This is a genomic window from Perlucidibaca aquatica (assembly GCF_001676655.1).
Taxonomy (GTDB): Bacteria; Pseudomonadota; Gammaproteobacteria; order Pseudomonadales; family Moraxellaceae; genus Perlucidibaca; species Perlucidibaca aquatica.
This window is the reverse complement of sequence record NZ_LZDB01000003.1, coordinates 45,202-67,432: the sequence shown is the minus strand read 5'-3', so window position 1 is coordinate 67,432 and position 22,231 is coordinate 45,202. Positions and strand designations below refer to the sequence as shown.

Below are 22,231 nucleotides of genomic sequence, written 5' to 3'. Positions count from 1 at the left end.
GACCATGACTCAACGCGTGCAGCGCGCTTTAATCAGCGTCTCCGACAAAACTGGCATTGTGGCATTTGCGCGTGAGCTGGCTGCCAGCGGCGTGCATCTGCTGTCTACCGGCGGCACCTTCAAACTGCTGCAACAAGAAGGCGTAGCCGTGACTGAAGTCTCGGACTACACCGGCTTTCCAGAAATGATGGATGGTCGCGTGAAAACGCTGCACCCGAAGATTCATGGCGGCATTCTCGGTCGTCGCGGTCAAGATGACGCGATCATGGCTGAGCACAACATCGGTGGCATCGATCTGGTGGTGGTTAACCTCTACCCGTTCGCGGCGACGGTCGCCAAAGCCGACTGCACACTGCCGGACGCCATTGAGAATATCGACATCGGCGGCCCTACCATGGTCCGTTCTGCGGCGAAAAACCACGCCCATGTCGGCATCGTGGTAAGTGCCAGTGACTATGATCGTGTGCTGGCAGAAGTGAAGGCCAGCGGTGGCCTGTCTTACGAAACGCGTTTCGACTTGGCGGTAAAAGCCTTCGAACACACCGCCGGCTACGACGGCATGATCGCCAATTACCTCGGCGGCTTAGTCGGCGCCACCAAGGGCGATCTCACGGCACGCGATACCTTTCCTCGCACCTTCAATACCCAGTTTTTCAAAGCGCAGGACCTGCGTTACGGCGAAAATCCACATCAGCGCGCTGCCTTCTATACAGAAGCCGCGCCGAAAGAAGCCTCGATTGCCACTGCTACGCAGCTTCAGGGCAAAGAGTTATCTTACAACAACATCGCCGATACCGATGCCGCGCTGGAGTGCGTGAAGAGCTTTGCCAAGCCAGCTTGCGTCATCGTGAAACATGCCAACCCCTGCGGCGTGTCTGTCGTGCTCGATGCCGAAGGCGGCATCCGTAAAGCGTACGACCTGGCCTACGCCACCGATCCGGAGTCGGCATTCGGCGGCATCATCGCGTTTAACCGTGAACTCGATGCCGACACCGCTCAGGCCATCGTCGATCGTCAATTTGTTGAAGTCATTATCGCTCCCAGCGTCACCGCTGAAGCGTTGGCCGTCACAGCGACTAAGCAGAATGTTCGTGTCTTGACCTGCGGCGCATTACCAGACATTACTTCGCGCAACGCGCAATGGGACTTTAAGCGCGTCACCGGCGGCCTGCTCGTGCAAGACCAAGACCTTGGCATGATCAAGGACACGGACTTGAAAATCGTGACCAAACGCGCCCCCACTGAAGCCGAGATCCATGATCTGATCTTTGCTTGGAAAGTGGCGAAGTACGTGAAGTCAAACGCCATTGTGTATGCGAAAAATCGCCAGACCGTGGGCGTAGGCGCCGGCCAGATGAGTCGCGTCAACTCCGCCCGCATCGCCGGCATTAAAGCGGAGCATGCTGGCCTGCAAGTGCAAGGCGCGGTCATGGCCTCGGACGCATTCTTCCCGTTCCGCGACGGCATTGATAACGCCGCCAAAGCAGGCATTGTGGCGATCATCCAACCGGGTGGCTCGATGCGGGATGCCGAGGTGATTGCTGCGGCTGATGAAGCCGGCATTGCCATGGTGTTTACTGGGATGCGCCATTTTAGGCACTGAGCTTTTTAGGGCCTCCGCGGTCAGGTGAGCTTATCTCTGGCAGGGAACGCCGCGAGTACGTCCTTGTAGGCTCTTGCGCGCCATCCATGGCGCGCAACGTCCCTGCCAGAGATAAGCCCGCCTGACCGCTCAGCGCTAAAGCTCAGGCTGGTGCATTAGCTCCAGTAGCGGAATAGTGACGACGACTCTGGATTGACCACGGGTGCGGGTGTGGGTGAGCACTGCTGGGATGTACTTGAGGCGGTCCCAAGCAGTGCTCACCCACACCCGCGTCCTCTCGAATAAGACTATGTGAGACTGCTAGATATGAAAATTCTGCTCCTCGGCTCCGGTGGCCGCGAACACGCCCTAGCATGGAAACTGGCACAGGATCCTCGTGTCGAAACCGTCTTCGTCGCCCCCGGTAATGCAGGCTCCGCCACCGAAGCTAAGTGCCGCAATGTCGCGCTAGATATCCTGGACAATGCCGCACTGGTTGCCTTCGCGCAGGCCGAAAACATCGCACTCACTGTAGTTGGTCCGGAAGCTCCACTGGTCAATGGCGTGGTTAATGCCTTCCGTGCGGCTGGCCTGAAAATCTGGGGGCCGACTCAGCATGCTGCCCAGCTCGAAGGCTCGAAAGCCTTTGCCAAAGATTTCCTCGCGCGCCAGAACATCCCTACCGCGTTCTACCAAGTCTTTACCGACACCGATGCCGCCCTCGCCTATGTTCGCGAAAAGGGTGCGCCCATCGTCATCAAGGCCGATGGCTTAGCCGCAGGCAAAGGTGTCATTGTGGCCATGACATTGGCAGAGGCTGAAGAAGCCATCATCGACATGCTCGCCAGTAACAAGTTCGGTTCGGCGGGTGCTCGCGTGGTCGTTGAGGAGTTTCTTGAGGGCGAAGAAGCATCCTTTATTGTTATGGTCGACGGCAAGAATGCCCTAGCGATGGCCACGAGTCAGGACCACAAGCGCATTGGCGATGCCGATACCGGCCCGAATACGGGCGGCATGGGCGCTTATTCCCCCGCGCCCGTGGTGACGCCTGAAGTGCATGCACGTGTCATGCGCGAAGTCATTATGCCGACGGTGAATGGCATGATCAGCGAAGGCCATCCCTATACCGGCTTTCTCTATGCTGGCTTGATGATTGATGACAACGGTGCGCCTAAGGTCATCGAATTTAACTGCCGTTTTGGCGACCCCGAAACACAACCGGTGATGATGCGACTGCGCAGCTCATTAGTTGCGCTCGTGGAAGCGGGCATTGCAGGCACCTTGGATCAAATCGAGGCTGACTGGGATCCACGCGCTGCGCTAGGCGTTGTGATGGCAGCGGGTGGCTATCCTGGCGACATTCGCAAGGGCGATGTCATTCATGGCTTGAGCCAAGAAGGTCAAGACGCCAAAGTCTTTCATGCCGGCACCGCCCTTCAAGATGGCCAAGTCGTCACCAGCGGTGGGCGCGTGCTGTGCGCGACTGGCCTCGGCGTGAGTGTCTTGGAGGCTCAGACCGCCGCCTACGCGGAAGTCGCGAAAATCCAATGGACTGGCGAATACCACCGCAATGACATTGGCTATCGCGCCGTGGCACGCGAACTCAGCAAATAAAGTACGGCAAAACCCGACGGTCACACGCCCGTCGCTTTGTACAGGCCGTTCATTGCAAGCCGATGCTATACTCTCGCGCTTGCAATTTCCTAACAGCATTGGCAATCGTTCGAGCGAGAAAATAAATGGATGAGGCACTGCGCAAAGCGGCGTTGGACTATCACGAGTTCCCGCAGCCCGGCAAAATTAACGTAACGCCCAGCAAACAACTGGTGAACCAGCGCGACCTTGCTCTCGCTTACTCACCCGGTGTGGCCGCGCCTTGCGAAGAAATTGCGCGTGACCCTTCCACTGTTTCTCGCTACACCGCGCGTGGCAATCTGGTTGCCGTGATTACCAACGGCACGGCCGTATTGGGCCTCGGTGACATCGGCCCCTTGGCGTCGAAACCCGTCATGGAAGGCAAAGGCGTGCTGTTCAAAAAGTTTGCGGGCATTGATGTGTTTGACATCGAAATCAATGAGCGCGACCCCGATAAGCTGGTCGATATTATTGCTTCGCTTGAGCCCACGTTTGGTGGCATCAACTTAGAAGACATTAAAGCGCCTGAATGTTTCTACATCGAAAAGAAGCTGCGCGAGCGCTGCAAAATTCCGGTGTTTCATGATGACCAACACGGCACATCCATCATTGTTGGTGCCGGCGTTCTCAACGCCCTGCTGCTGGTCAAGAAAGACATCGGCGATGTAAAAATCATTTGCTCCGGCGCCGGTGCAGCCGCAATTACCTGCTTGGACTTGCTGATTTCGCTCGGTGCCAAGCGTGAGAACATCTACGTCACCGACTCTAAAGGCGTTATTCACAGCGATCGCAGCGGCTTAGACGAGAGCAAGCAACGCTTTGCGCAAAAAACAGATGCGCGCACCTTAGCGGACCTATTCGTAGGCGCGGATGTCTTCATTGGCCTGTCGACAGCCGGCATCGTGAGCCAAGACATGGTCATGCAGATGAATGCTGACCCGATCATCTTCGCGCTGGCCAACCCAACTCCCGAAATTCTGCCAGAGCTGGTCAAGGCCGTGCGCTCCGACGCCATTATCGCCACGGGCCGTTCGGACTACCCGAACCAAGTCAACAATGCGCTCTGCTTCCCATACATTTTCCGTGGCGCACTGGACTCGGGTGCCAGCACCGTTAATGAAGCCATGAAAGTAGCCTGTGTGCGCGCAATCGCTCAGATGGCTCACGTGGAGTCTTCGGACTCGGCGGCCTACAGCGGCGAAGCCCGTCGCTTTGGTCGTGAGTATTTGATTCCTGGCCCGCTCGATCCACGCTTAATCATGGCGATTGCACCCGCCGTCGCCAAAGCGGCAATGGATTCGGGCATTGCGACTCGCCCCATCGCAGACTTTGATGCTTATCGCCAGCGTCTGTCCGAGTTCGTCTATAACTCGGCGTTCCTGATGAAGCCTGTTTTTGCGAAAGCAAAAGCGCAGCCACAAAAAATTGCCTACTGTGAAGGCGAAGATGATCGCGTGCTGCGTGCCGTTCAAATCGTGGTTGATGAAGGCTTAGCTCGCCCTGTTCTGATTGGTCGCCCCGCCGTTATCGAGACGCAGATTCAAAAGCTCGGCCTGCGTATCCGTCCCGGTGTCGATATTGAAATCGTCAACCAAGACGATGATCCGCGCTTCGCCACTTATTGGCAGCACTATCACCAGATCATGGAACGCAAAGGCGTGGGCATTGAGCTCGCCAAGCGTGAAGTACGTCGTCGCACCACCTTAATCGGCGCTCTGCTGACCAAGTTTGGTGAAGTCGACGGCATGATTTGCGGCACCTTCGCTAATTACGATCTGCACTTGCGATACATCGACCGAATTATTGGCCTGCAAGAAAACTGCCGTGGCTATGCCGCCATGAACGTCATCATGCTGCAAGACCGTACGCTCTTTATTGCCGACACCTACGTCAATCCGGACCCCACGGCGCAAGAGCTGGCGGATATCACGCTCAAGGCCACCGAGGCCGTGCGTAACTTTGGCTTAACCCCGAAAGTGGCGCTGTTGTCGCACTCCAACTTCGGCAATGAAAACACGCCAAGTGCACGCAAAATGCGTGAAACCTTCCAACTCCTTCAGGACATGGCGCCGGAACTGGAAGTGGATGGCGAGATGCACGGTGATGCCGCGCTCGACGAAAGCATTCGTTTGAACCTGTTCCCGAACTCGCGCCTGAAGGGCTCGGCGAACCTGCTCATCATGCCCAACGTCGATGCCGCCAATATTGCCTTTAACTTGCTGAAAACAGCCTGTGGCGATGGCGTCACCATCGGCCCTATCCTGCTGGGCGCCGCAAAGCCCGTGCACATTTTGACGCCCAGTGCGACCGTTCGCCGTATCGTCAACATGACCGCACTGACTGTCGCTGAAGCGATCAGTCGTCAGTAACCCGTCTGTATTTCATGACCCTCGCGCCCAGCTAGTGTAGGCTCGGGGGTCATGAAAACGTCCTTACTTCTCCGGTTCTGCCTAAGCCTCTGCCTGCTGACCTTAGGTAGTTTGGCGCAAGCAAAGCTCGCCCCCACCTTACTCATCGACAGCACCAACGAGCGCTTGGAGCTGGCACCTTGGCTCGATATTGCCTCACCCACTTGGCAGGCACTCGATCAAGCCGTTCTTGCTAAGGGCTACGTTGATCATCCCGTCTTATTGCGGCTTAAGATTGATAACCAAGGCTTAGCGAAACAACGCATCCTAGAGATTACTCGCGCCAATGTGGGTCGGATTGAAGTCATCAGCCCCATCGCGTCAGGACAATGGCTAACACGTCGCGCTGGCGCGAATGAGCTCATGCCACGGGGCGATATCAACGGCTTAGGCTACAGTTTTGAGTTAGAGATCCCTGAGGGTAAGTCCGAGATCTTTTTGCGGCTTAGCTCTTCGTACCCGTTGGCAACGCCCATTCGCCTTAACATCGAAAACAGCCTGTTTCGCGACGCGCAAAATAGTGCCGGAATCTATGGCGTTGGCATCGGTCTTCTGGGCGGCCTCGTGCTGGGAATTGTTGGCCTTCGCTCTGCCCGTCTGAGCATTCCTACGCGCTGGATATTTGCGTCGGTGATTTTCACCGTGATCTTGCGCGCGCTCGCTGACCGAGGCGTGCTTGGGTATTGGTGGCTAGATGTTCCCGGCTCTCTGCATGGCCTGATTCAAATCAGTGGTAGCTTGCTGAGCATTGCCCACCTCCTGCTCTGTCGGCAATTCCTGATACAACGCGATCTACTGCCTACGGGTATGCGGCGCTTCCTATGCGTCCCCATCCTCCTCAACCTGCTTTGGATGCTGAATACCATCAGCCAGAGCGTAACGCTCGCCATTGAATGGGCGGATTGTCTCCGCCTACTCAGTATTGCGACCATCATCAGCATGCTTTGGTTGCCCATGCAGCAAAGCGTTCACGGTGCAAAACTTTATTTCGCGGTCATGTTTGCGGGCCTTTGCGGTCAAATCTACAACGATGTTGCACTGCGAGGCTGGGTGCCTTTCCTGGCAGAGCCCTATCAAGTCATCATGATTTGGCATCTGCTGGCTGCACCGCTGCTGCTCCATGCACTGGAGCAGCCAGCCCCCCTCGTCAAGCCAGCGCGCCGCCAGCCAGAGAAGCCCAAACCCTCGCTCGCTAAGCCCTTACCCGCGGCTCCCACGTCCATGACGAAGCTACCGGCCATGCACGTTCTGGTCGTTGAGGACAATCCGTGGGTGCAACAGGTGCTGACCGGTCTGCTACTTAAATTGGGTTGCCAGCCCCACTCGGTGGGCGATGGGCAGCAAGCCCTAACCTGCCTAAAACAGCAACACTTCGACTTAGTCCTGATGGATTGCGACCTACCTGGCCTCGATGGTATCTCCACCGCCCAGCTCTGGCGCGCTGAAGCCAGCAAACACCGTTTTGCTAGCGCAGCCCATATTCCCATTGTGGCCATCACTGCACATGTGTCTGCGGCTTACGAAACGCAAGCCCGCGAAGCGGGCATGAATGATTTCCTGCAAAAGCCTATCGACATGCGAACCTTGCATGAACTGCTGCAGCGCTGGCGTGCAAAGCCAGAAGCTAAGGCGTAGCGCTAGGCCCTTCCGGCAAGTGGGGAGTGTCACCGGCCAGCGTCATCAGTAAGGCCTCATCACTTCGCCATTCCTGTAGTGCGATCTGACTGCCGCGCTCAAACAAACGCGCATGAATTGCAGCATACGGGGTAATGCGCAGCAGCTGCCTTAGCCCTTCCGGGGTGTGATCGACCAGCCCTTGCCACGGGGTAATCCGTGGGTTGCCGCCATCTGCCACCAATTCCAAACGATGCGTGGAGCTAGCCAGCGTGGCCATCCAGCGATAGGCATCCAAGCGCGATGGCGCAACGGTCCCTGCCGGCCACCAGCGGTCGAAACGATAGGTTTCATCGCCCACCCGCAAGATGCCTACCGCTCCATTCAAACGCTCGCTTAATGCGCCTGCACGCCCGGCAAACTGGCCTATCGCCGTGAGCTGCACTTGTGCATCGCCGCCGAGCTTGGGCACGGAAAGTAAGGCCATGCCAATAGGCGCTACGCGACCCCAATACTGAACGCGTGCGCCGACAAATAAACCGGAGAGTGACGCGCCGCCGGCCTCTATCTCGCCTAACCATTGCGTGGGTTGGCAACGCATGCCGCCGGAAGGCCAATGCAGCGATTGCGGATCGACGGGGCTGCTCCCCCGCAATCGCCACGTGGCATGACCGCCTTTAGTAAATAAACGCCCTTGGAGCAGACTTTCCTCACTGCTAAGGAAACTCCCAGAGGCACTGTTGTATTGCTCAATGGGCCAGAACGTCGGCAGGCTCATGTGCCCTGTACAGGCATCTGTATCTTGTAACAACCAAGACTCACCAGCCCCGGCCTGGCTGACGCCCAGGGTGACTCGACGCTGAATCGTCGTCTGCCAGGGGCGCGATAACAGTTGGCGGCTTAACCAAAATGCATGATGCGTGCGCGTGTCTACGCCAAATTCAAGGTATTGATCAAACCCTCCGGTGATGCCGGGGAGTTGCTGACGAAACGCACTCTTCATGGTGTTAGCGACATCCCAATCTCAGGCTCCAGGTGTGACGTTGGACGATACAGCTGGGGGGCTGTTGCCGAGCCGCCCCACAGCACTTCAAAACGCAGCGTCAACGACGGCTGCGTATCCTCGTTGCCCAGATGGCTATACGTCAAGCGGGGTTCTAACTCCACAAAAAACCATTCCCTTGCCACTTGCTGCCGCCAGCGCCACCAGAGTGAATCACTCTGTGTTTTCCAGTTCGGTCGTGTTCGCCCTTCCTGACTAAAACCATAAGATACCGTGGTAGTTTTCGAGCGCTCTTCTGCCAGCAACACGCCACGACTCCAGCGCATACCGTCATCCGCACTCTCTTGCTCATAGTCCAATTGGTGATACACAACGCCTACCTGATAGTGGTTAAACGCATGCGACCACTCGATGTTTTGTAGCCCTCGCCAGCCCTCTTGAATGCCATAGCGGGCGCTGTGAAAAAGTTTCAACTCATCGTGTTCGGCTAAGGCAATGGATTGCTGTAAGCGGGCACGCACAAAGAGGTCCGTGGTGCTGTGCAAGCCCACATCCGTATCAATATTCAACCGTTTGAGACTGAGCACAGCCCAGCGTAAAGCGAACGCCGCTTCATTCACCGCCGGCACGCCAGCGACTCGACGCGCTTGACCGTTCTCATCTTCAAAAATGAGCGACAAACGCCGGGCCAGTTGCGGCAATGCCAAGTTCGCCCGTAAGCGCAGAGCGGGAGTCAGCTCACCTCGGTCATCAAGCACCCATTCATTAATCAGACGAAGCCGCGCCTGCGCTAATGCTGTTTCTGTGGTCAGCTCACTGGCGGAGTCTGAGGGAGGCTGGCTGAACCAATCATCAAGCCAACGCACGGTGGACTGGGTGTGCTGATCGACCAGGCAGTGCGGATAGTCTGCCCACCCCATGAAATCGCCGGCACTGTCGTAGCTCAGGCAAGATTGGGCATAAGCGCCCGTGGGTAGGGTGGCTACCATGCCAGAAAGCAACAATCGCCTTATGAAGCCTTGCATGATGTCCTCCTGGATCACCTTGCGAAGCTTCAGGCTGGCACTTTGCACGCACCGCGTCGAGGGGTGTGAGACGAATTGCTACAGAGTTAATACCGCGCCTTAACGCGGGCCATTAATGCAGCAAGGCGGGCTTTCCATCGCCGAGTGCCATGAACTCAATCCGGTCATCATCGAACAGGTTCATGTCGGGCGCTAAAATACGAATGTAGCGGTCGAAATAGAGCATTTGCTTCAGCAACAAAGCAAAAGCGCGCGGGAATCGGATGCCATGACGCTCGCCTACCGCCACCACCTCGAGCATTAACTTATTAATCTCGTTGTCATTATTCAGGGCATTCATGACTTGCTCAGGATCAACCTGAGTCGCTGCCCCATAAATCGCCTCTAAGTCTCGCGAGAGCTTCTCTTGATCGACTTTGCGCTTGGTCATACCAATGACCGCCATGCTTTCCGCCATGGTTTTGAAATCGCCACTGCTCAGCGACTCAATGAAGCTCATGGTGGCAGACCAGGTTTCCGGGGCAATACGACCCACAATGCCGAAATCAATAAAACCTAGACGCCCATCGGTCAGCACCATGAGGTTGCCGGCGTGCAAATCGGCGTGAAAGCTTTCGCACAACATGAGGCTGGAAAACCACGTATTCAACGCCGCGACCAGCGTGCCTGCGGGATCTTTGGTGTATTTGCGAATCGTCTCTAAGTCCGTGAGCGGCACGCCGTAGAAACGCTCCATGGTTAATACGCGCAAACTCGAGGCTTCCGGATAAATTCTGGGTGCTGTGGCCTGGGTATTGCCCGAGGTTTTCAAAAACTCACGGAATTGTTCTACGTTGCGGGCCTCTTTGTAGAAATCGACCTCTTCCATCATGCAGGCCTGAATTTCGCTGACGATGCCCGACAGGGAAGCAAACTTCAGTTTAGGCAATACACGTTCGAGCAATACCGCAGCCACATACAGAAAGTTCAAGTCGGTGAGCAATACATTCTCAACACCGGGCTTTTGAATTTTGATAACGACGGAGTCGCCATTGAGCAACTTCGCAGCATGCACCTGAGCAACCGAGGCTGAGGCGAGTGGAATCTCATCAATCTCGCTGTAAATCTCGCTTAAAGGACGCTTCAACTCGCGCTCCAGCACTTGTTTCAAGATGCTGAACGGCAGCGGCTCAGTTTTATCCAGGCAGTGCTGAAACTCCGTGACATATTCGGCCGGAAAAATGGACGGCGAGCTCGCCACGAACTGTCCCAGCTTCACATAGGTTGCCCCTAAGCGCTCGAAGGTCAGACGTAACAGGCGCGGCAGTGGCGGTCGTTCGCCCGCAGCCCACGCCAGCCCTGTGGCGGCGAGAACCGTGGTGGTCTGGCTAATGCGGAACAAGCCCTTCAGCGCATTGCCCCAGTTTGCGTAGTGATTCATCTCTTTCAATCTCCCTGATTGCTGCATACCGGACATGCCGGATCGCGGGGCGTTCGCACACGCCTCACCTCATTGACTCTGCCATCCCATAACAGGAGCTGCCCGCACAGCGACTCTCCTGTTTTCGTTAACACTTTCAACACTTCTTGCGCCTGCCAACTGCCCATCACGGCGACTGTTGTGGTCATTACCCCATTGTCATTGCACGTCAGCGCGGCGTCGTCACTCTCAGGATAGAGGCAACGGTAACAGGCCGACTCAGCTTGCGTCGCATCAAAGACACTCAACTGACCCTGCCAAGCAATAGCCGCTGCCGAAATCACCGGCTTTTTCAGCGCCCAAGCACAGCGATTAATCAAATCACGGGTGGCGAAATTATCGCAGCAATCGGCGACCGCATCGACACTGGCTAAAGCCTGCATCAAACGCGCTTCATCCATACGCTCAGGCAGGATATCAATGACCACATCGGCACGAAGCGCTAACAAACTGTCGCGGGCAGACTCGACCTTAAAGCGGCCAATATCGGCATCGTGATGCAGCATTTGGCGCTGCAGATTACTTAGCTCTACACGGTCAAAATCCGCCAGCAGCAAGCGGCCAATACCCGCTAGCGTAAGTTGTTGCGCCAAGGGGCAACCCAAACCACCCAAGCCAACCACCAGAACCGAGGCCGAGGCAATTTGGCTTTGCGCGGCAATATCCCACGTCGGCAGCAGTATCTGCCGGTGATATCGCAGCAGCTGGTCATCGGTCAGCAAGTGTACTCTCCGCGGATACGCACCATTGGCCTCCACTGACTCGGTCCTGACCGGCTAAGTCCTGCCAGCTTTGTACCTGCTCAAAGCCACGTTGCTGCAGCGCTTCGCGCACGGCCTCTGCTTGCGTTGCGCCGTGTTCGAGCAGGAGCCAACCGTGATCCTGTAAATGCGCTGGGGCCATGGTGACTAGCTGCCATAAATCCGCCATCCCGTTCGATTCTGCCACCAGCGCCGATCGCGGCTCATGTTGTAGATGGAGTAAGTGCAGGTCATCCTCAGCTAAATACGGTGGGTTACTGACAATTAAATGAAACCGCATCGTACCCAGTGCACTGAACCAATCGCTGAGTATCCACTGCACCGACAAGCCCAGATCGCGGCCATTTGCCTCGGCCACTGCCAGTGCTGGCGCAGAGCGATCAACAGCAACGAGATGCGCCTGTGGCAGGCTATGTGCCAAGGCTAACGCAATCGCGCCACTGCCAGTGCCCAAATCCAAGATATCCGGTGCACTAAGGTCGGACTGCGCCAGACAACCCAGCGCAACTTCGACTACGCGTTCGGTATCGGCGCGGGGAATCAGGGTGTCGGCCGTGACCGTTAAGGGGAGCGACCAAAACTCATGTTCGCCACGCAGCAGAGCCAATGGCTCACCTTGCAGTCGCCGCGCCAGCCAATCCTCAGCACGAATGAGTTGCGCCTCGGTGAGCTCGCGCTCCGGCCATGTCATCAGCCAAGCCTGCGTCTGCGATAACGCGGCAGCCAGCAACCACTGTGCCTCACGGCGAGGCGACTGGTCCGCTACGCCGGGAATTCGCCACTGCGCGTGCTCACGAAAGCCGGCTTCCGCCTGTTGCAGCCACTGTGCCAGCGTGTAGCGCTTACTGCTCATCGGCTAAGGCCGCCAGCAAGTCAGCCTGATGCTCGGTAGCAAGCGCCTGCAGCAGCTCATTCAAATCGCCGCCCAAAACTTCATCAAGGCGATAGAGCGTGAGATTAATGCGGTGATCGGTAACGCGACCTTGGGCAAAGTTATAGGTTCGAATGCGCTCGGAGCGATCGCCGGAGCCGACCAGATTTCGGCGCATCGTGGCCGACGCTAACTGCTGCGCTTGCTGTTGCTGCGCAAGCAAGCGCGCACCCAGTACCGATAGCGCCCGAGCTTTGTTTTTATGCTGGGAGCGCTCGTCCTGGCATTCCACCACCACACCCGTGGGCAAATGCGTAATACGAACGGCAGAGTCCGTTTTGTTGACGTGCTGGCCACCGGCACCACTGGATCGATAGGTGTCTATGCGCAAATCGGCTGGGTTAATCTCAATCGCAGCAATCTCTTCGGACTCGGGCAAGATCGCCACCGTACAGGCGGAGGTATGAATACGTCCTTGCGATTCCGTAGCAGGTACACGCTGAACACGGTGCGCGCCAGACTCAAACTTGAGTGCGCCATACACCCCATCACCTTCTACCCGCGAGATGACTTCTTTAAAGCCTCCATGCTCGCCGGCATTGCTCGACACCACCTCTAATCGCCAGCCCATGCGTTCGGCATAACGGCTATACATGCGAAACAAATCGCCGGCAAAAATGGCCGCTTCGTCGCCGCCCGTTCCGGCACGCACTTCTAGGTAAATATTGCAGGTGTCGTTAGGGTCTTTCGGCAGCATGAGACGCTGAAGCTCGGCCTCTAACTCTACTAACCGCTGATCAGCATCGCGAATGTCCTGCTCGGCCAACTCCCGGAAATCAGGGTCCGTCAGCAACTCACGCGAGGCGGCTTGATCGGCTTGCGTGCGGCGATACGCCAATAGCACCTGCACCACCGGCTCAATTTCGGCATGCTCTTTCGACAATTTGCGAAACTGGGGCTGGTCATTGATCACCCCGGCATCGCCAAGTAACGCGTTCAGCTCCTCGAAACGCTCCGCGAGCTGGTCGAGACGCGCAAGAATAGAGTCTTTCATGCGCCGTTATCTTCCTGATTGAGTCCCATTACCCGCAGCGCCACGGGCAGCTGCTGGGCATTATCTTCACTGGCTAATTGGCGCAGTGCCACGGTGGGGGCATGCAGCCATTTATTCATTAAATTATGCTGAAGCCTTGCTAGAACGACTTCGGCATCGCCCCCTTTACGCAAGGCATCAAGGGCTTTCTCGCGCTCGATATCGGCGACCGATGCGGCCTGCTGACGAAGGCGGCGAATCCAGTGTGCGCCATCCTGAAGAATACGTTGCTGCACGGCAAATGCCTTCACGTGTTCGCTGATCAGCACCTCAGCCACTTCCGCCGCACGTTGGCGCTCACGCCAACCGGCATCCACCACGCCTTGTAAATCATCCACGGTATACAGATAGACATCCTCAAGTTCAGCAACTTCTGGCGCGACATCACGCGGCACGGCAATATCAATCAGTAACAACGGTCTGTGGCGACGACGCTTAAGGGCTTGCACTACGAGTTCGCGGGTAATGACCGCTTGGGTGCTGGCCGTGCACGACACCACCATATCTGCACTGGCCAACGCCGAATCCAACGACGACCACGGCAGCGCCTGACCTTGCACGCTCTGCGCCAACGCTTCGGCATTCGCCAAGGTACGATTGACCAGCAACAGCTCAGTCACACCTTGCTCGCGTAAATGCCGCGCCACCAGCGTGTTCATTTCACCGGCACCAACCAGCAAAACGCGCGTGTCTTGCAGGGACTCAAAAACCTGTTTGGCCAAATTGACGGCAGCAAAGCCGATTGAAACCGGACTCACACCAATCGCCGTTTCGGTCCGAACCTGCTTAGCAGCGGCAAACGTTTTCTGAAACAGACGCTCAAGCTCAGGACCTAGGGTGCCTGCGGCCATAGCGTCTCGGTGCGCCTGTTTCATTTGCCCCAAAATTTGCGGTTCACCCAAGATCATGGAGTCGAGGCCCGCGGCAACTCGCATGGCGTGCTGAACGGCTTTTTCAGCCGTAAAGTTATAGGCCACCGCGCTCAACTCGGGGCTGGGCAATTGCTGATGCTTCGCCAGCCAGTCTAATAACGCCACGGCAGCCGCCTCAGGTGCATCGGAAGCGGCATAAAACTCGGTACGATTACAGGTCGATATCAGCGCCAATTCGCGCAAACCTGTCGCTTGGCAGGCAGCCATTAACGCACTCGGCAAAACCTCGGGCGCAAAAGACACACGCTCGCGCAAGGCTACGGAAGCCGATTTGTGATTAATGCCGAACGCCAGCAGCCCCATGCCCGACCCTGTGTCGTGATAGCCGCAACCCAGCACAGCCAAGTTGACGGAAACGTGCGGAAAAACAGTCGCTGCATAAGGCAGCCGTTTGAAAACGCACGAATTGTGAGGGATCAGATCAACAAAAACAAATCTTCACGGCGCATTTGCTAGACTGCCTCCCTTGAAGCTCCACAGGACTCTTTCATGTTGCGTACTTTTATCGCCATCAGCGCCGCAATACTGCTAAACGCCTGCGCCAGCAACCCAACGATCACCACTGCCCCACCTGAGCTAGCAACTGCCACAGCTGACGCACGTGCGCTCACTCACTGGGAAGCCAAAGGCAAGGTGGGTCTCCGCTTTTTGGGCCAGAGTATTTCAGCCACTTACCGTTGGCAGCGCCAAGACGGCGACTTCTCAGCCGACGCGGCGGGGCCACTGAATCAGGGCTTCACCACGCTCGTGGGACGCAACGGCCTGGTGACCGTGGAGAATGCCTGGCTGGGACGCCATGAAAGCGCCGACGGGGAAGGTTTACTGCAAGCATTGACCAGCATTCGCGTGCCGCTATCCCACTTTAATGCGTGGTTTATGGGCTGGCCCAAAGACAGTAAAACCCCGGTGCAAACACTCCCCAGCAACGAAGGTGTCCGTGAGTTCAACGAGAATGGCTGGCAGGTTCGTATCACCAGCGAACAGCTAATTCAGGGCTATCGTATTCCTGAGCGCATGATTGTTTCGCAAGAGGGGACGCGCTTGGTGCTGTCCCTTAATGAATGGACGCCAAGTACCCCTGCTACCGCCCAGACCCCAGGTCTCACGCCATGACCCGTGAAAACATGACCTGGTTGAACGCGTTTAGCCTGCCCGCGCCCGCCAAGCTGAATCTGTTTTTGCATATCACCGGGCGACGAGCCGATGGCTATCACACCCTGCAAACCCTGTTTCAATTCCTTGAGCACGGCGACACCCTGCACTTCATGCGCCGTGCCGACAGTGACATTTACTTTCAAGGCAACCTGCCCGGCGTAACTCACGAAGACAATCTGATCGTTCGTGCCGCCCGCGCACTTCAGGCCGCTACCGGCTGCACGCAGGGCGCCAGCCTGCATTTGGATAAGCGCTTGCCCATGGGCGGCGGTCTGGGTGGAGGCTCCTCCGATGCAGCGACTGCTCTGCTGGGCTTAAACGCCCTTTGGCAGACCCACCTCAGCCTACCGGAGCTTGCCCGCATAGGCCTGACACTCGGTGCTGATGTGCCCGTGTTCATTCATGGTCACGCAGCCTGGGCCGAAGGCGTCGGCGAGCAACTGGAATCCGTTGTGATTGAAGAGCCTTGGTTTGTTGTACTCACACCCGACGCACATATCGCCACAGCAGCAGCTTTTTCACATCCAGAATTGACACGTAATTCCGACCCCATTACACTGCGCGCCTTCTCAGCGGGAGCCGCCAGAAATGACTTCGAAAAAGTCGTTCGGCAATTGTCTCCCGCCGTAGATGCAGCCTTGCAATGGCTGGCGCAGCACGGAGCAGCGCGCATGACGGGAACAGGGGCTTGTGTATTTTTAGCTTGTCCTGATGCCGATCACGCCGCTAAAATCCTGGCCGCAAGTCCAGTCCAAGGTTTCATCAGTCGCGGACAGAATGTCTCCCCTGCGCATCGCGCATTGGACACACTGTTCCGACCACACCGTATATAGGGGCGTCGCCAAGCGGTAAGGCAGCGGGTTTTGATCCCGCCATGCGTTGGTTCGAATCCAGCCGCCCCTGCCATTTTCTGTCCGGCCGAGACGATTCGTCATCATGCCCAATCTTGTCGTGTTTACTGGTAATGCCAATCCTGAGCTGGCCCGCAAAGTCGCCAGTCATTTGCATGTTCCGCTCGGTGCTGCTCACGTAGGCACCTTCTCGGATGGCGAAATTGCCGTTGAAATCAACGACAACGTACGTGGCAAGGATGTCTTCATCCTGCAATCCACCTGCGCGCCAACCAACGACAACCTCATGGAACTGATCGTCATGGCCGACGCCCTGCGTCGTGCCAGTGCGGGTCGCATCACGGCAGTCATTCCGTACTTCGGCTACGCGCGCCAAGATCGCCGCGTGCGTTCGGCGCGTGTACCGATTACTGCGAAAGTCGTGGCCGACATGCTGACCACGGTCGGCGTTGACCGCGTGCTCACCGTCGACCTGCACGCCGACCAAATCCAGGGCTTTTTCGACATTCCAGTAGATAACGTCTACGGCTCACCGGTGCTGCTCGCCGACATCGAGCGTCAGGAATATCAAAACCTCGTTGTGGTTTCGCCAGATGTCGGCGGTGTGGTTCGCGCCCGCGCCGTTGCCAAACAGTTGGATGATGCCGATCTTGCCATCATCGACAAGCGCCGCCCGAAAGCGAACGAATCGCAGGTCATGCACATCATCGGCGAAGTCCGTGGTCGCGACTGCATCATCGTAGATGACATGGTCGACACCGCCGGCACCCTGTGCAAGGCCGCTGGCGCATTGAAAGAGCATGGTGCACGCCGCGTTGTGGCCTATTGCACTCACGCCGTGCTGTCTGGCCCTGCCATCGAAAATATTCGTAACTCCACGCTCGATGAACTGGTGGTGACCGACACCATCCCGCTCTCGGACGAGGCCAAGGCTTGCGGTAAAATCCGCCAGCTGTCGATGTCGGCACTGCTCGCAGAAACACTGCGCCGCATCAACAATGAAGAATCCATCAGCGCGATGTTCGATTTATTCTGAACGCTGCGCTGAACGCATTTGTCAGCCCCTCATAAGGCTGACGAAAACCGGAGCACCGCGCCGCGGTGACCGGATGATTGCCCTGAGCTGGTCGCAAGCCCAGGGCCCAACGGAGAAACACGATGTCCGCTGCAAACTTTACGCTTAATGCGCAAACCCGTACGAACGAAGGGAAAGGTGCGAGCCGCCGCCTTCGTCGTCTGGAACAGAAAGTGCCTGCCGTTATTTACGGTGGCAGCGCTGCTGCTCAGTCCATCACGCTGGAACTGCGTGAACTCGTCAAGGCCTTGGAAAACGAAGCGTTTTACTCGCACGTTTTGACCATCACTGTTGATGGGCAGCCACAAGCAGCTGTCTTGAAGGCACTGCAACGTCACCCAGTGAAGAACCTGCCAATGCACGCAGACTTCCTGCGCGTTGACGCGGCTCACAAGCTGACCATGAAGATTCCTCTGCACTTCCTCAACCAAGATACGTGTGTTGGTGTGAAGCTGGAAGGCGGCGAAATCACTCACTTCACTTCTGAAGTTGAAGTGGCCTGCTTGCCAAGCAACCTGCCAGAGTTCATTGCCGTTGATATGGCTGCTGTTCATGTTGGCACCACCCTCCACCTGTCCGACCTGGTCCTGCCAGCCGGCGTGGAAATTCCGGTGCTCGCGCTCGGTCACGACCACGACCAGCCCGTTGCCAACGTGCACGCCAGCAAAGTCGACGCCTAAGCGCCGACCGCTGGTTAAACGCAAAAGCGGGGCTCAGGCCCCGTTTTTCGTTCCTGCCAAATCGTATGACTGCCTGATAGAGTTGCGAGCATGACCGCCATTCGCCTAATCGTTGGCCTTGCCAACCCCGGAGCTCAATATGCTGACACACGGCATAACGCCGGTGCTTGGTTTGTGACCCGGTTAGCCGAACAGCTAGGCGCTCGCCTCACGGCAGACAGTAAGTCTTTTGGGCTGATCGCCCGTGTGTCGCATCAGGGCGAAGATGTGCGTTTGCTCATCCCCACAACATTTATGAATCGCTCGGGACAGGCCGTTGCAGCCGTCGCCGGATTCTACAAAATTGCCCCAACTGAAATTCTCATCGCTCACGATGAGCTCGATCTCAGCCCGGGCCAAATCCGCCTCAAAACCGGCGGCGGTCATGGTGGCCACAATGGCCTGCGCGACAGCATCAGCGCGCTCGGCAACCAGAACGGTTTTCACCGCCTGCGCGTCGGCATTGGCCACCCCGGCGACAGCGCGCTGGTGTCGGGCTTTGTGTTGAGCAAAGCACCCCGCAGTGAACAAGAGCTAATGGACAAGGCGCTTGATGAAGCCCTGCGTCATCGCGAGGCCATCATGGCTGGCGAGCTGGCCCGCGTCATGAACACCCTTAACGGCTTCAAAGCCACGACTTGATGTATTGATGACGCTGCGGCGTCGGGATGGAATTACCATGGGATTTAACTGCGGCATCGTCGGACTGCCCAATGTCGGCAAATCCACCCTGTTCAACGCCCTCACTAAGGCCGGCATCGCTGCCGAGAACTTTCCGTTCTGCACCATCGAGCCGAATACTGGCGTGGTGCCCATGCCGGACCTCCGTCTCGACGCCCTTGCCGCCATCGTCAAGCCTGAGCGCGTCATCCCGACCAGCATGGAATTCGTCGATATCGCCGGCCTCGTCGCTGGCGCATCGCAAGGTGAAGGCCTGGGCAATAAATTCCTCGCCAACATCCGCGAAACTGATGCTATTGCCCATGTCGTGCGCTGCTTCAACGATGACAACGTGATTCACGTTGCGGGTCGCGTCAGCCCGCTCGATGACATTGCCATCATTAATACCGAATTGGCACTGGCCGACCTCGATGCGGTCGATAAGGCCCTGCTGCGCGTCACCAAGCTGGCCAAGGGAGGCGACAAAGAGTCGCTGGCCATTAAGGCGGTGCTCGACAAGATTAAGCCTGCACTTGATGAAGGCCTGCCCGCCCGTAGCGTGGACCTGGATGCCGATGAAAAGTTTGCCATCAAGTCCTACGGCCTGCTCACGCTAAAGCCGACCATGTATATCGCTAACGTCGATGAAAACGGCTTCGACAACAATCCGCTGCTGGATCAGGTCCGTGAACTCGCGGCCAGCGAAAAGGCCATTGTGGTGCCGATCTGTAACAAGCTCGAAGCGGAAATTGCCGAGCTTGATGAGGAAGACAAAATCGCCTTCCTCGGTGACCTAGGCATGGACGAGCCCGGCCTGAACCGCGTGATTCGTGCGGGTTATGGCTTGCTCAATTTGCACACCTACTTTACTGCTGGCGTAAAGGAAGTTCGCGCCTGGACCATCCCCGTTAATTGCACCGCGCCAAAGGCGGCGGCGGTCATTCACACGGACTTCGAGAAAGGCTTTATTCGTGCGGAGTGCATCGGCTACGACGACTTCATCCAATACAAGGGTGAAGCTGGCGCAAAAGAAGCGGGCAAGTGGCGACTAGAAGGTAAGGACTACATCGTCAAAGATGGCGATGTACTGCACTTTAGATTTAACGTCTAACAGGCAGCTCTAGCGCGTCTGGAATTAATCGTTTTAAGCGCTTATACAAGTGCCGAGTTTCGAGTAAGTTCCAGACGCGCAGCATCGCCTCAACGGCATCGAAGGGCTTGGTCAGAAAGTCTTTTGCGCCTAACGCAAGCGCACGATGCTTTGCCTGGCTGGTCGCATCGGCCGTCAACACCAAGACCGGTCGAAACTCGTCGGCTTGACGCTGTCGCTCAATGCGCTCCAACACGGCATAACCACTCAGCCCCGGCATCATTAAATCGAGCACGATTAAGTCCGGATCAAACGCATTGTAAATATCCAGCACCTGCTCTGACTCCGTCGTACTCACGACATTGCTAAAGCCCTCTCGCGCCAAGAGCTCCTCAAGCAGCCTGAGGTTTGCCGGCTGGTCATCGACCAATAAAATTCTGGATGCAAAAAAATCATCGCTACTCATGCACAAGTCTCATCTAACAAGTTTAGAAACCGCTTAACGTCAATTGGCTTGGTGAGGTAGTCATGGGCACCGAGTGCCCGTAGGCGAGCTTGGGTACTAGGCACTGCATCCGCACTAATGACGATGACCTTACAGGGCTCACCGACCGACTCTTTTTTCAGCTGGGTCAGAACTTCCTCACCCCCAAGGCCCGGCAAGTGCAGGTCGAGCAAGATCAATTCGGGGCGGTTTTGACGTGCCATACTCAACCCTTCTTCGCCATCCGTTGCGATAAGTAAACCCCACTCGGGTCGCCTGGCCAGTAAAGCCTGCATGAGTGCCACGTTCGATGGGTTATCTTCAATCACTAGCACTCGACGCCGCACCTGCGAAGAATCTAATGGCGTCTCGGCAAGTGGAACGCCAACTGCTTCTAACTCAACCCTGCCATACGCACGCTGTAGCTGCAGAGAAAACGTACTTCCTTGCCCGACGCTACTTTGCACATCAATATCGCCCTTCATGCACAACATCAGCTGGCGTGACACCGCCAGCCCTAGGCCAGTACCTTCAATACCCGTTTGCTCAGCCTCCAAGCGCTCAAAAGGAGAAAACAGCCTAGGTAAGTCCTCGGGACGAATGCCCTGCCCTGTGTCTCTCACCATGACTCTGACTTGCTCACCATCCACGACGGCACCGATATAAACCTTACCGCCCAAACGATTGTATTTGATCGCATTAGAGACCAAGTTGATCAGTACTTGGCGCAAACGCTGGCGATCCGCCAACACCATGATGCCCACGGGTATTGCGACAAATTCGAGCCCAACTTTTTGCTGACTCGCCAACGGCTTAAGTAAGTCCAACACCTCATCCAATAACTCCCGTAAGGCTTGTGGCTCCAGACTTAAGCGCATGTCTCCGGACTCTATTCGCGCAATGTCTAGCACCTCATCAATCAAACTCAGCAAGTGTCGTCCGGCAACCAAAATTTGTGACACGGCGGCCGACTGCTGCGTATTTTGGAGGTCACTTTCGAGAATCTGCGCAAAACCCAAGATGACATTGAGGGGGGTACGCAATTCGTGACTGGTTCGAGATAAAAAGCGCGTTTTCGCTAAGCTCGCAGAGCTTGCTTCGTTGGCTCTAGCCGCGAGCAAGACGCTGGCATTTTGCAGCCGCTCAGCCAGCAGACCTAGCTCATCTTTTGCAGCGGGCAACATATCCAGTGGCTCGCCTCGCGACAGGCGTTCCGCATTGGTAGCCAAGCGCTGAACTCGCGTCACAACGCCGCTAAAAAGCAACATAAAAGCGGCCACCCCACTCAGCAATACTAAGATACTGATAATCGCGTCTACCCATAGACTCCGCGTAAAGGCTGCGCTCGCTGCCATCGAGTAAGCACTGACAACCTCTGTCTCTCGCGCATACATGGCCTGAATTTCTCGCCTCAAATCATCCAAAATTTTCTTGCTCTCAATCAGATGCGCACGCAACTCAGCAGGGGGCATGGAGCTGCCTGTGGTGCGCAGCTTTTCAAGACTGGCCTGCTTAAGCTGCCATAACGATTTGACTCTATTGAGATGTACATCTACCTGCTTATCCCGAACCTTGGCACTCAGATGCTCCAGCGCCTGAGGCAGTGCTTTTTGTGTTTTGCGGTACGGTTCGAGGAAGTCCTCACGATTCGATAACAAAAAACCTCGGACACCCGTAGCCGCCTCTGCGATTAATAAATGCAAGGTTTGAATATCTGTTTGAATGGATAAGGCATGCCTTAAATCGGCATCGGCATTATTAATTTCTTGTTGCATGCGGTAGCTGAATACCAACGCAAACAGCAAAAGTGCCAT

Annotated in this window: 19 protein-coding genes and 1 tRNA gene; 11 read left to right on the top strand and 9 right to left on the bottom strand. The window is 56.5% G+C overall.

Annotation, left to right across the window (positions count from 1 at the left end; all coding sequences use genetic code 11):
• The first annotated feature begins 4 nt into the window (after positions 1-4).
• From purH to A8710_RS11525, 4 genes are all read left to right on the top strand, one after another.
• Positions 5-1,603, top strand: a complete 1,599-nt coding sequence (gene purH / locus A8710_RS11540; RefSeq protein WP_068860958.1) for a bifunctional phosphoribosylaminoimidazolecarboxamide formyltransferase/IMP cyclohydrolase — start codon at positions 5-7, stop codon at positions 1,601-1,603.
• A gap of 306 nt (positions 1,604-1,909) precedes the next feature.
• Positions 1,910-3,196, top strand: coding sequence for a phosphoribosylamine--glycine ligase (gene purD / locus A8710_RS11535; RefSeq protein ID WP_068860956.1), 1,287 nt, complete (start codon positions 1,910-1,912; stop codon positions 3,194-3,196).
• Positions 3,197-3,321: 125 nt separating this feature from the next.
• The gene (locus A8710_RS11530) at positions 3,322-5,586 is read left to right on the top strand and encodes an NADP-dependent malic enzyme (protein ID WP_068860954.1); all 2,265 of its coding nucleotides are present in this window, start codon (positions 3,322-3,324) and stop codon (positions 5,584-5,586) included.
• A gap of 51 nt (positions 5,587-5,637) precedes the next feature.
• Positions 5,638-7,260 (top strand): response regulator, encoded by a 1,623-nt coding sequence (locus tag A8710_RS11525; protein WP_068860952.1) that lies wholly within the window; start codon positions 5,638-5,640, stop codon positions 7,258-7,260.
• Here A8710_RS11525 and A8710_RS11520 read toward each other — a convergent pair.
• From A8710_RS11520 to hemA, 7 genes are all read right to left on the bottom strand, one after another.
• Positions 7,250-8,242 carry a hypothetical protein gene (locus A8710_RS11520; RefSeq protein WP_068860950.1) on the bottom strand — a complete coding sequence of 331 codons (993 nt, stop codon included), beginning with the start codon at positions 8,240-8,242 and terminating at the stop codon, positions 7,250-7,252. The two genes, A8710_RS11525 and A8710_RS11520, sit on opposite strands and share 11 nt — an antisense overlap.
• Positions 8,239-9,267 (bottom strand): hypothetical protein, encoded by a 1,029-nt coding sequence (locus A8710_RS11515; RefSeq protein WP_068860948.1) that lies wholly within the window; start codon positions 9,265-9,267, stop codon positions 8,239-8,241. The genes A8710_RS11520 and A8710_RS11515 overlap by 4 nt, the downstream gene beginning before the upstream one ends.
• 112 nt (positions 9,268-9,379) lie before the next feature.
• The gene (locus A8710_RS11510; RefSeq protein WP_068860946.1) at positions 9,380-10,687 is read right to left on the bottom strand and encodes an ABC1 kinase family protein; all 1,308 of its coding nucleotides are present in this window, start codon (positions 10,685-10,687) and stop codon (positions 9,380-9,382) included.
• A 5-nt stretch (positions 10,688-10,692) separates the two neighbouring features.
• The gene (locus A8710_RS11505; protein WP_198341700.1) at positions 10,693-11,448 is read right to left on the bottom strand and encodes a HesA/MoeB/ThiF family protein; all 756 of its coding nucleotides are present in this window, start codon (positions 11,446-11,448) and stop codon (positions 10,693-10,695) included.
• Complete coding sequence (prmC, locus tag A8710_RS11500; protein ID WP_082968854.1) at positions 11,435-12,340, bottom strand: peptide chain release factor N(5)-glutamine methyltransferase; 906 nt, start codon at positions 12,338-12,340, stop codon at positions 11,435-11,437. The genes A8710_RS11505 and prmC overlap by 14 nt, the downstream gene beginning before the upstream one ends.
• The gene (gene prfA / locus A8710_RS11495) at positions 12,330-13,412 is read right to left on the bottom strand and encodes a peptide chain release factor 1 (protein ID WP_068860944.1); all 1,083 of its coding nucleotides are present in this window, start codon (positions 13,410-13,412) and stop codon (positions 12,330-12,332) included. The genes prmC and prfA overlap by 11 nt, the downstream gene beginning before the upstream one ends.
• On the bottom strand, positions 13,409-14,686 hold the full coding sequence (gene hemA, locus A8710_RS11490; RefSeq protein ID WP_068860942.1) for a glutamyl-tRNA reductase: 1,278 nt from the start codon (positions 14,684-14,686) through the stop codon (positions 13,409-13,411). The genes prfA and hemA overlap by 4 nt, the downstream gene beginning before the upstream one ends.
• A gap of 186 nt (positions 14,687-14,872) precedes the next feature.
• Here hemA and lolB point away from each other — a divergent pair, with 186 nt between their 5' ends.
• The 7 genes from lolB (at position 14,873) to ychF (ending at position 19,954) form a co-directional block, all read left to right on the top strand.
• Positions 14,873-15,496 (top strand): lipoprotein insertase outer membrane protein LolB, encoded by a 624-nt coding sequence (gene lolB / locus A8710_RS11485; protein WP_068860940.1) that lies wholly within the window; start codon positions 14,873-14,875, stop codon positions 15,494-15,496.
• The gene (gene ispE / locus A8710_RS11480; protein WP_227513030.1) at positions 15,493-16,371 is read left to right on the top strand and encodes a 4-(cytidine 5'-diphospho)-2-C-methyl-D-erythritol kinase; all 879 of its coding nucleotides are present in this window, start codon (positions 15,493-15,495) and stop codon (positions 16,369-16,371) included. Before lolB ends, ispE begins: the two co-directional genes overlap by 4 nt.
• Positions 16,370-16,444: transfer RNA gene (locus tag A8710_RS11475), tRNA-Gln, on the top strand. The genes ispE and A8710_RS11475 overlap by 2 nt, the downstream gene beginning before the upstream one ends.
• Positions 16,445-16,474: 30 nt before the next feature.
• A complete protein-coding gene (locus A8710_RS11470) occupies positions 16,475-17,425 on the top strand; it encodes a ribose-phosphate diphosphokinase (protein ID WP_068860938.1) in 951 nt (316 codons plus the stop codon).
• A 122-nt stretch (positions 17,426-17,547) separates the two neighbouring features.
• Positions 17,548-18,144 (top strand): 50S ribosomal protein L25/general stress protein Ctc, encoded by a 597-nt coding sequence (locus tag A8710_RS11465; RefSeq protein ID WP_068860936.1) that lies wholly within the window; start codon positions 17,548-17,550, stop codon positions 18,142-18,144.
• Positions 18,145-18,234: 90 nt separating this feature from the next.
• Complete coding sequence (gene pth, locus A8710_RS11460) at positions 18,235-18,825, top strand: aminoacyl-tRNA hydrolase (protein WP_068860934.1); 591 nt, start codon at positions 18,235-18,237, stop codon at positions 18,823-18,825.
• Positions 18,826-18,862: 37 nt separating this feature from the next.
• Positions 18,863-19,954 (top strand): redox-regulated ATPase YchF, encoded by a 1,092-nt coding sequence (ychF, locus tag A8710_RS11455; protein WP_068860932.1) that lies wholly within the window; start codon positions 18,863-18,865, stop codon positions 19,952-19,954.
• On the opposite strand, the gene A8710_RS11450 is transcribed toward ychF, so the two are convergent.
• Positions 19,944-20,399, bottom strand: a complete 456-nt coding sequence (locus tag A8710_RS11450; protein ID WP_068860930.1) for a response regulator — start codon at positions 20,397-20,399, stop codon at positions 19,944-19,946. The two genes, ychF and A8710_RS11450, sit on opposite strands and share 11 nt — an antisense overlap.
• A complete protein-coding gene (locus A8710_RS11445) occupies positions 20,396-22,231 on the bottom strand; it encodes an ATP-binding protein (protein WP_198341699.1) in 1,836 nt (611 codons plus the stop codon). The genes A8710_RS11450 and A8710_RS11445 overlap by 4 nt, the downstream gene beginning before the upstream one ends.

Excerpts from the sequence above, each read along its gene's own strand:
- pth (WP_068860934.1), top strand. The coding sequence starts at position 18,235 with ATGACCGCCATTCGCCTAATCGTTGGCCTTGCCAACCCCGGAGCTCAA.
- ispE (WP_227513030.1), top strand. The coding sequence starts at position 15,493 with ATGACCCGTGAAAACATGACCTGGTTGAACGCGTTTAGCCTGCCCGCG.
- prfA (WP_068860944.1), bottom strand. The coding sequence starts at position 13,412 with ATGAAAGACTCTATTCTTGCGCGTCTCGACCAGCTCGCGGAGCGTTTC.
- lolB (WP_068860940.1), top strand. The coding sequence starts at position 14,873 with ATGTTGCGTACTTTTATCGCCATCAGCGCCGCAATACTGCTAAACGCC.
- prmC (WP_082968854.1), bottom strand. The coding sequence starts at position 12,340 with ATGAGCAGTAAGCGCTACACGCTGGCACAGTGGCTGCAACAGGCGGAA.
- ychF (WP_068860932.1), top strand. The coding sequence starts at position 18,863 with ATGGGATTTAACTGCGGCATCGTCGGACTGCCCAATGTCGGCAAATCC.
- A8710_RS11470 (WP_068860938.1), top strand. The coding sequence starts at position 16,475 with ATGCCCAATCTTGTCGTGTTTACTGGTAATGCCAATCCTGAGCTGGCC.
- hemA (WP_068860942.1), bottom strand. The coding sequence starts at position 14,686 with ATGGGGCTGCTGGCGTTCGGCATTAATCACAAATCGGCTTCCGTAGCC.
- A8710_RS11525 (WP_068860952.1), top strand. The coding sequence starts at position 5,638 with ATGAAAACGTCCTTACTTCTCCGGTTCTGCCTAAGCCTCTGCCTGCTG.
- A8710_RS11510 (WP_068860946.1), bottom strand. The coding sequence starts at position 10,687 with ATGAATCACTACGCAAACTGGGGCAATGCGCTGAAGGGCTTGTTCCGC.
- A8710_RS11465 (WP_068860936.1), top strand. The coding sequence starts at position 17,548 with ATGTCCGCTGCAAACTTTACGCTTAATGCGCAAACCCGTACGAACGAA.
- A8710_RS11445 (WP_198341699.1), bottom strand. The coding sequence starts at position 22,231 with ATGGCACTTTTGCTGTTTGCGTTGGTATTCAGCTACCGCATGCAACAA.
- purD (WP_068860956.1), top strand. The coding sequence starts at position 1,910 with ATGAAAATTCTGCTCCTCGGCTCCGGTGGCCGCGAACACGCCCTAGCA.
- A8710_RS11515 (WP_068860948.1), bottom strand. The coding sequence starts at position 9,267 with ATGCAAGGCTTCATAAGGCGATTGTTGCTTTCTGGCATGGTAGCCACC.
- A8710_RS11520 (WP_068860950.1), bottom strand. The coding sequence starts at position 8,242 with ATGAAGAGTGCGTTTCGTCAGCAACTCCCCGGCATCACCGGAGGGTTT.
- A8710_RS11530 (WP_068860954.1), top strand. The coding sequence starts at position 3,322 with ATGGATGAGGCACTGCGCAAAGCGGCGTTGGACTATCACGAGTTCCCG.
- purH (WP_068860958.1), top strand. The coding sequence starts at position 5 with ATGACTCAACGCGTGCAGCGCGCTTTAATCAGCGTCTCCGACAAAACT.
- A8710_RS11450 (WP_068860930.1), bottom strand. The coding sequence starts at position 20,399 with ATGAGTAGCGATGATTTTTTTGCATCCAGAATTTTATTGGTCGATGAC.